Origin of the sequence: Actinocrinis puniceicyclus (assembly GCF_018283645.1) — a bacterium.
GTDB lineage: Bacteria > Actinomycetota > Actinomycetes > Streptomycetales > Catenulisporaceae > Actinocrinis > Actinocrinis puniceicyclus.
Map to the genome: position 1 here is coordinate 22,313 of NZ_JAGSXH010000076.1, position 7,307 is coordinate 29,619.

Here is a 7,307-nt window from a genome sequence, read left to right on the forward strand (position 1 = left end):
GACTTTGAACCCGGCCTTGAACCATTCACCGGAACTCCACCTGTTGCGCGCGGCGGCGGACCACGGTCAGCTCGTCGCGCTGGTTGCCGGTCGGCCCGTAGTAGTTGAACGCGTACGTGAGCTGCGCGTAGCCGCCGATCATGTGCGTCGGCTTGATCACCAGACGGGTCAGCGAGTTGTCGCCGCCTCCGTGCATGCCGGAGATCTCCGAACGCGGCGTCATCACGTGCCGGTCCTTCGCGTGGTACATGTACACGGTTCCGGGCGGCATCCGGTGCGTGACCACCGCGCGGCACACCACGACGCCGTTGCGGTTGAACGCCTCGATCCACTCGTTGTCCGTGACGCCGATCTTCGCCGCGTCGTCAGGGTTCATCCACAGCACCGGGCCGCCGCGGAACAGGCGCAGCATGTGCAGGTTGTCCTGGTACTCGGAGTGGATGGACCACTTCGAGTGCGGGGTCAGATACCGCAGCGTGATCTCCGGCCGGTCCGGGTCGCCCAGGCCCTGAGCGCCGTAGTGGCGCGCGTAGTTCAGCGGCGGCCGGTAGGTCGGCAGACCTTCTCCGAACTCCGCGATCCAGTCGTGGTCGAGGTAGAAGTGCATCCGCCCGGTCAGCGTGTGCCACGGCTTCTTGCGCTCCACGTTGACCACGAAGGCGCTGTACCGCCGCCCGCCGCTCTCGCTGCCCGACCACTCCGGCGAGGTGATCACGGCCCGCGGCTGAACCTGCGTGTCGGCGAAGCTGATGCGCTCCCCGGCCCGTTCCTCGGCCAGGTCGGCCAGGCGCAGCCCGGTGCGCTTCTCCAACTCCTTCCACGCCGCGAGCGACACCGCGCCGTTCGTGGTGCCGGACAGCGCGAGGATGGCCTCGGCCATGTGCACGTCGCGGGTGAGCGCCGGGCGCCCGTCCGCGACCCCGCCGCGCGCCCGGCCGTTGGTACGCGCCAGCAGGTCGACCACGCCCGGCGGCTTCCACGTGATGCCCTTGACCGACGTGCCGAGCGAGTCGACCAGCGGCCCGACGGCGGCCATCTTCTGCGCGACCGCGGCGTAGTCGCGCTCGATCGGCACCAGCCGCGGCATCGTCACGCCGGGCACCGCTTCGCACTCGCCGCGCTTCCAGTCGCGCACCACGCCGCCCGGCTGCGCCAACTCGTCCGCGGTGTCGTGCGCCAGCGGCACCGCGACCACGTCCGTGCGCGTGCCCAGATGCACGGCCGCCAGCCGGGAGAACTGCTCGCCGACGGCCTTGAACGCGTCGAAGTCGGTGCGCGTCTCCCACGGCGGCGCGATCGCCGGGTTGAAGGAGTGCACGAACGGGTGCATGTCGGTGGTCGACAGGTCGTGCTTCTCGTACCAGGTCGCGGCCGGAAGCACGATATCCGAGTACGTACACGTGCTGGTCATCCGGAAGTCGAGCGTGGTGACCAGGTCCAGCTTGCCCTCGGGTGCGTTCTCGCGCCAGCGCACCTCGCTCGGCCGCGAGTCCTGCGGCGTCTCCTCGGCGCGCACCGCGTGGGCCGCGCCGAGCAGGTGGCGCATGAAGTACTCCATGCCCTTGCCCGAGGAACCGAGCAGGTTCGCCCGCCAGATCGTCATCACCCGGGGGAAGTTCGCCGGATCGTCGGGGTCCTCGTCGGCGAAGCGCAGCCGTCCGGCCTTCAGTTCGGCCACGACGTGCTCGCCGACGCCGCGGCCGGCGGCCGCGGCCTCGTCGGCCAGATCCAGCGGGTTGCGGTCGAAGGCCGGGTGCGAGGGCGTCCAGCCCATCCGGCCGGCCTGCGCGAGGGCGTCCGCGAAAGCCTTGCCGCGCAACAGCCCGCGGCCGAGCGGGCTGGCCATCTCCTGAGCGCCGAAGCGCTCGTAACGCCACTGGTCGGTGTGCATGTAGAAGAAGGAGGTGCCGGTCATGTGCCGGGTCGGGCGCTGCCAGTCCAGGCCGAAGGCGATCTGCTGGAAGCCGGTCAGTGGCCTGACTTTCTCCTGGCCGACGTAGTGCGCCCAGCCGCCGCCGTTCACCCCCTGGCAGCCGCACAGCATGATCAGCGTGAGGAAGGTCCGGTAGATCTGGTCGGAGTGGTACCAGTGGTTGGTGCCCGCGCCCATCGCGATCATCGAGCGGCCGCGGGAGAGCTCCGCGTTGCGCGCGAACTCCCGTGCCACCCGTGCCGCCGCGGCCGCCGGCACGGAGGTGATCCGTTCCTGCCAGGCCGGGGTGTAGGGCGAGTCGGCGTCGTCGTATCCGGTGGGCCATTGGCCGGGCAGGCCCTCGCGAGGTACGGCGTACTGCGCCATGAGCAGGTCGAAGACCGTGGTCACCAGGTGCCCGCCGACCCGCCGCACGGGCACGCCGCGCCGCACCACGCCGCCGCCCTCGCTCTCGCCGACGTCGAAGCGCGGCAGGTCCACCGCGACCGCCTCCAGGCCGCTCGCGCCGCCGCCGGAATCCGATCCGGCGCCGTGATCGGCCGGGTACAGCGTGAGCAGCGGGTCGATGCCGCCGAGGTCCAGGTTCCAGCGGCCCACGCCCGACTCGGTGTAGCGGCTGGCCAGCGTGCCGTTCGGGAAGACCGGCTCGCCGGTCGCGGCGTCCAGCAGCACGGTCTGGTGCGCGGCGGCCTCCTGTTCCCGCCCGAGATCCGCGGCGGTCAGGAACCGGTCCGGCACGTACGCGCCCTGCCCGTCCTCGGCGCCGTCGTCCGCCTCGCGCTCCCGCAGCGTCACCAGGAACGGCAGATCCGTGTACGTCTTGACGTACTCGGTGAAGTAGGGGACCTGGCGGTCGCGGAAGAACTCGCTGAGCACGACGTGCCCCATCGACATCGCCAGCGCGCCGTCCGTGCCCGGGGCGCAGGGCAGCCAGTCGTCCGCGAACTTGGTGTGGTCGGAGTAGTCGGGGCTGACCACCACCACCTTCTGCCCGCGGTAGCGCGCCTCGGTCATGAAGTGCGCGTCGGGGGTGCGGGTGATCGGCAGGTTGGTGCCCCAGAGCACCAGGTAGGAGGAGTTCCACCAGTCGGCCGACTCCGGCACGTCGGTCTGGTCGCCGAAGACCTGCGGGGAGGCGATCGGCAGGTCGGCGTACCAGTCGTAGAAGGACAGGATCGTCCCGCCGATCATGGACAGGAAGCGCGTCCCGGCCGAATAGGAGACCTGGGACATGGCCGGGATGGGGGAGAAGCCGACCACGCGGTCCGGGCCGTACCGCTTCACCGTGTGCACGTGCGCGGCGGCGATCAGCTCGGTCGCCTCGTCCCAGGTCGAGCGCACGAAACCGCCCTGGCCGCGGGCCTTCTTGTAGCGGGCGGTGCGCTCGGGGTCCGCGGTGATCTCGGCCCAGGCGAGCACCGGGTCGCCGAGCCTCGCGCGCGCCTCGCGCCACATCTCCAGCAGCGGCCCGCGGATGTACGGGTACCGCACGCGGGCCGGCGAGTACGTGTACCAGGAGAACGAGGCTCCACGGGGACAGCCGCGCGGCTCGTACTCGGGGGAGTCGGGACCGACCGAGGGATAGTCGGTCTGCTGCGTCTCCCAGGTGATGATGCCGTCCTTGACGTACACCTTCCACGAACAGGACCCGGTGCAGTTCACCCCGTGTGTCGAGCGCACCTCTTTGTCGTGCCGCCAGCGCTCGTGGTAGAACTCCTCGGCCCCGCGCCCGCCGCGCCGGTGCACCTCACGGTGATCGGGGGTCGGTGTGCCGGGGGTGAAGTACTGCGCTTTGCGCAGCAACGACTCCACCGGCTCTCCGTAGGGCAGCAGCGGCGCGAGCCGAGCGCCCGCGTCGGCTCTCTCGCGTGCGCCGGGATCTTCGTCTGGCGGAGTCACGGTGCTTTTCCTCCCCGGCGGTGCGCAGCGCGAACCACATCCGTAACCGAATCGGTCTAAAGGCTTTCATGCCAGCGTTGCGTAGGGCAAGAGTCCGGCGCCCGAGTCGGGCCGAGGGCGCTGTGGCGCTGCGGCGCTGTGGCGCTGCCGCACTGCCGTCGATAGAGCCTCAACGCAGTGTTAAGAGCGTCTGGTGAAATTCGCCATCCGGCCCCGAGCTGGGCGCACGCTGCCGAAATCGCTGGTTGGTCTAGTCCCATTGGACTAGACCTCTCTTGACAAGGCCGATTCCGGTCGGTAGACCGATTCCTATTCCCCCTCCGGTGGACGGCGCATCCGTCGGATCGAGCCAACCCGTCCTCACTGGAGCAGGAGACATGCGTAGACCCAGACGGGCAGCACTCGCCGCGGCGAGCGCGGCGGGCGCCGTCGCGCTCGCCGCCGGCCTCGCGCTGACCGGCGCGACCAGCGCCCAGGCCGCGCCGACCAACACCACCGGCGCCCCGGCGACCTCCGGCGGCCTGAAGATCGCCTACTTCGACCAGTGGTCGATCTATCAGAACGCCTTCTACCTCAAGAACCTCGACACCGAGGGCATCGCCGGCAAACTCAACTATCTGATCTACGACTTCGAGAACGTCGATCCGACCAACCTGACCTGCTTCGAGACCACCAAGGCCACGGACCCGGACCCGGCCGGTGAGAGCGACCCGAACGCCGGCGACGGCGCCGGGGACTCCTTCGCCGACTACCAGAAGTCCTTCGGCTCGGACATCAGCGTCGACGGCACCGCCGACGCCTACAACATGCCGATCGTCGGCAACTTCCACCAGCTGCAGGAGCTGGAGAAGAAGTACCCGAATCTCAAGGTCGAGCTCTCCCTGGGCGGCTGGACCTACTCGAAGTACTTCTCCGACGTGGCGGCCACCGCGGCCTCCCGGCAGAAGTTCGTCTCCTCCTGCATCGACATGTTCATCAAGGGCAACCTGCCCTCGCAGGGCGGCTACGGCGGCGCCGGCACCGCGGCCGGCATCTTCTCAGGCTTCGACATCGACTGGGAGTATCCCGGCAACGCCGGCGGGCACCTGGGCAACCACTACTCGGCCGCGGACAAGCAGAACTACACCCTGCTGCTGCAGGAGTTCCGCACCGAGCTGAACGCGCTGAGCGCGAGCAACGGCAAGCAGTACACGCTCTCGGCCGCGCTGCCCTCGGGCCAGGACAAGATCCAGGACCTTGAGACCGACAAGATCGGCCAGTACCTGACCTTCGGCGACGCCATGACGTACGACATGCACGGAGGCTGGGAGTCCACCGGACCGACCAACCACCAGGCGCCGATCTACGACAACCCGAACGACCCGATGACGCCGGTCGCGCCGGGCACGGAGAAGTACTCGGCCGACGAGACGGTCAAGGCGTACGTGGCCGGCGATCCGCAGTACTCGATTCCGGGCGGCTTTCCCGCGAACAAGCTGACCGTCGGCGTCCCGTTCTACTACCGCGGCTGGACCGGCGTTCCGGCCGGCGGCAGCCACGGGCTGTTCCAGCCCGCCACCGGTCCCGCGCCCGGCGCGGCCGACTCGGGCAACGTCAACGGCATCCGCATGTACAAGGAACTGACCGGGATCGTCGACAACCCCGCCGACACCTTCTGGGATCCGGCGGCTCAGGCCGCGTACTTCTACGACGGCACCGACTTCTGGTCCGGCGAGGACGCGCAGTCGGTGCAGGCGACCGCGGACTACCTGCACTGCAACGGCCTGGGCGGGGCGATGATGTTCTCGCTCTACGACCTGGACCCGGCCGCGACCCTGTTCAACGACACCGTCACGGACGTCAACGGCTCGGCCGCGCAGTGCCCGGCCCCGCCGCAGTCCCCGAGCGCGAGCGCGAGCGCGAGCGCCGGCTCGACCGGCGGCGGTTCGCCGAGCCCGAGCGCGTCGCCGTCCGCCAGCCCCTCGTCCTCACCGACCGGCGGTACCGGCGGTACGTGTACGGCCGCGGCCTGGGTGTCCACGACCGCGTACAACGGGGGTGCGGTCGTGTCCTACAACGGCCACCAGTGGACCGCGAAGTGGTGGACCCAGGGCGACATCCCCGGCAACAACGGCCAGAACGTGTGGACCGACGACGGCTCGTGCGGCGGCGGCCCCAGCGCTTCGCCGTCGAGCGGTACCGGCGGTACGTGCACGGCCGCGGCCTGGGTGTCCACGACCGCGTACAACGGCGGCGCGGTCGTGTCCTACAACGGGCACACCTGGACCGCGAAGTGGTGGACCCAGGGCGACATCCCCGGCAACAACGGCCAGAACGTGTGGACCGACGACGGGGCCTGCTGAGCGCCCCTGTCTGAAGACGCAGAGCGGGGCCGCTCCCGGCGCAGCTCGGGCGCGGCCCCACGGTCTGTGGCGCAGTCTGTGGCGCGCTCCGCACTGCCGTCAGCGTTCGGTCACCTGGTGTCCGTTGCCCGCGGTGGGCGTGATCCGGCCCGGGCGCAGACCCCGGTCGGCCAGCATCCGCAGGATCAACGGGACCGCTTCAATCGTGCTCTGATATCCGTAGTCGTGCATGAGGATCACGCCGCCGGGCCGGACCGCGGCGGCGGCCTCGACGATCTGCGCGGCGCTCGCGCCGGCCCAGTCCGCGGTGTCCACCGTCCACAGCACCTCGGTGAGACCGAACTGTTCCGCGGTGCCGCACAGCTGTGCGTCCGTGTCGCCGTAGGGGGGACGGAACAGCACCGGCGACTGGCCGGCCGCGGTGCGGATCGCCTCCTGCGTCCGAGCGATCTCGTCGACCGCCGCGTCCTGCTCCAACCGGGTCAGATAAGGGTGCGTATAACTGTGGTTGCCCAGCTGCATCCCGGCCGAACGCAGGGCACGAACCTGCTCGGGATGCTGCCGGACCCGCTCGCCGCACAGGAAGAACGTGGCCGTAGCGCGCTGCGCCGTCAGCGCCGCCAGCAGCGCCGGGGTCGAATGCTGATGTGGTCCGTCGTCGAAGGTCAGGGCCACCTGGCCGGCGTTCACCGATCGTCTCCGAGGGGGGCTGGGCGCGAGCGGGCGAGGCGGAAAGCGGGTGAGCCGGCCGGGGACGAACGCCCCCGGCCGGACTCGGTCGCGGCGCGATCGGCTCAGCGCTGAACCGATCACGCCGCATGCGGCGCTATCCGACGGAGCACGCGGTTCCGTTGAGGGTGAAGCCGCCCGGCGCCGAGGCGTTGCCGGTGTGGTTGGCCTGGAAGCCGAAGCTGGTGGTGCCGCCTGCCGGGATGGAGGCGTTGTAGCTCATGTTGGTCGCGGTGACCGACCCGCTCGACGGGCTGATCGTCGCGTTCCAGGCGTTCACCAGGCTCTGCCCGCTCGGCATCGTGAACGCCAGTTGCCAGCCGTTGATGGCGCTGGTGCCGTTGTTCGTGATGGTGATGTTCTCGGTCAGGCCGGTGTTCCACGCGCTGACCACGTCGCTGACG

4 protein-coding genes are annotated in these 7,307 nt (G+C 70.1%); 1 reads left to right on the forward strand and 3 read right to left on the reverse strand.

Translation table 11 applies throughout. The features are described 5' to 3' along the window. Window positions 1-25 precede the first annotated feature (25 nt). A complete protein-coding gene (locus KGA66_RS19695) occupies window positions 26-3,745 on the reverse strand; it encodes a nitrate reductase subunit alpha (protein ID WP_438822061.1) in 3,720 nt (1,239 codons plus the stop codon). 464 nt (window positions 3,746-4,209) lie between these two features. Here KGA66_RS19695 and KGA66_RS19700 point away from each other — a divergent pair, with 464 nt between their 5' ends. Continuing rightward, window positions 4,210-6,174 (forward strand): glycosyl hydrolase family 18 protein, encoded by a 1,965-nt coding sequence (locus KGA66_RS19700; protein ID WP_211469641.1) that lies wholly within the window; start codon window positions 4,210-4,212, stop codon window positions 6,172-6,174. A gap of 99 nt (window positions 6,175-6,273) precedes the next feature. Here KGA66_RS19700 and KGA66_RS19705 read toward each other — a convergent pair whose 3' ends face one another. Both KGA66_RS19705 and KGA66_RS19710 read right to left on the reverse strand, forming a co-directional pair. Beyond that, complete coding sequence (locus tag KGA66_RS19705; RefSeq protein WP_211469642.1) at window positions 6,274-6,864, reverse strand: polysaccharide deacetylase family protein; 591 nt, start codon at window positions 6,862-6,864, stop codon at window positions 6,274-6,276. Window positions 6,865-7,000: 136 nt separating this feature from the next. Continuing rightward, on the reverse strand, window positions 7,001-7,307 hold a 307-nt coding region (locus KGA66_RS19710; protein WP_211469643.1), incomplete at its 5' end, for a cellulose binding domain-containing protein.